The 1,334-nt window shown below is 65.5% G+C and carries 1 protein-coding gene; it reads left to right on the plus strand.

Annotated features, from left to right (window positions below; translation table 11 throughout):
• Positions 1-214: 214 nt before the first annotated feature.
• On the plus strand, positions 215-1,334 hold a 1,120-nt coding region (locus NKH21_RS32650; protein ID WP_352870014.1), incomplete at its 3' end, for an IS4 family transposase.

Below are 1,334 nucleotides of genomic sequence, written 5' to 3' on the forward strand. Positions count from 1 at the left end.
CTATCGCATTCACACATCTGGGTTGCGCTTTGCGGCGAAGCTCGATTCTATTTCGGCCGGAAAAGCCGAAGGAGGGTTGAATGACCGGGATCGAGTACGGGCTGGGGCAATTTGGTGACCTGCGCCTGGAAAAAGGGGGGCCTGCTTGCATCGGGCGCTGGTGGCGCGGCCTGGATCGTGTATCCGGCGGCTCGGCGGCAAGCGGGCGGCCGAAATGCAGTTTACGCGGTTTTTGCGCAATCCCTCGGTAACGGCGACGGAGATGTCGCTGCATGCTGGACGACTGACCGGTCGTCGCGCGGCCGGCCGCGATATCGTCGCGGTGCAGGACACGTCGGAACTGGTGCTGGGTTCGCGGCGGGCGCGGGCCGATTATGGCCCGGTCGGCAAGGGCAATGCGGCAGGCTTGCTGCTGCACCCGGTTCTGGCGGTCGAGGCCGGCACGGGAGCCATGCTGGGCCTGGTCTCGATGCAGATATGGAACCGCAGCGCGGAGGAACTGGCGCCGCGGCGCCAGCGGGCGACAGCCAACAAGGAATCGCGGCGCTGGATCGACGCGACCAGGCAGGCCGGCGCGGTTCTGGAAGAGGCGGCCAGCATCACTATGGTGTCGGATCGCGAGAGCGACTTTTACGAACTCTTCGCCGAACGTCCGCACAATGTCGACCTGATCGTGCGGGCCTGTCAGAACCGGCGCATCGAGGCCGCGCAAGAAGAGCCCGGCTTGCTGTTCGCCTTCATCGACGCCCAGCCGGAGCAAAGCCGCTTTGAAGTGACCATCCCCGCCGCGCCCGGGCGACGCGCACGGGATGCCAAGCTGGCAGTGCGTTACGCGCCGGTGACGGTGCGGCGCCCACTCAACGGGGCCGATCCGGTGTTGCCCGAGACCATCGGTTTGACACTGGTCGATGTTCGCGAGGTGTCGAAGCCGAAAGACGGCAACGAGCCGGTGCATTGGCGCTTGCTGACCACCCACGGTGTCGCCACCGTGGCCCAGGCACGCCGTGTCGTCGACCTCTACCGCTCGCGTTGGGTCATCGAAGAGTTCTTCCGCATCCTCAAGACAGCAGGCTTCGATATCGAGGCAGCCGACATCGGCGATCCGCACGCCATGATCAACTTCGTCGCCGCTGCCAGCGTCGCCGCCGTCACCATCAAGCAGCTCGTCCAGGCTCGCGACGGCAACACCGATCAGCGGCTCAGCGATGCTTTCGATCCCGACGACCGACCCATCCTCGAAGCCGTCTCAGCCAAGCTCGAAGGCAAGACCGAACGACAACGCAATCCTCACCCCAAAGGCTCTCTAGCCTTCGCGGCCTGGGCCATCGCCCGCC

The organism is Mesorhizobium sp. M1329, from assembly GCF_040318035.1.
Lineage (GTDB): Bacteria > Pseudomonadota > Alphaproteobacteria > Rhizobiales > Rhizobiaceae > Mesorhizobium.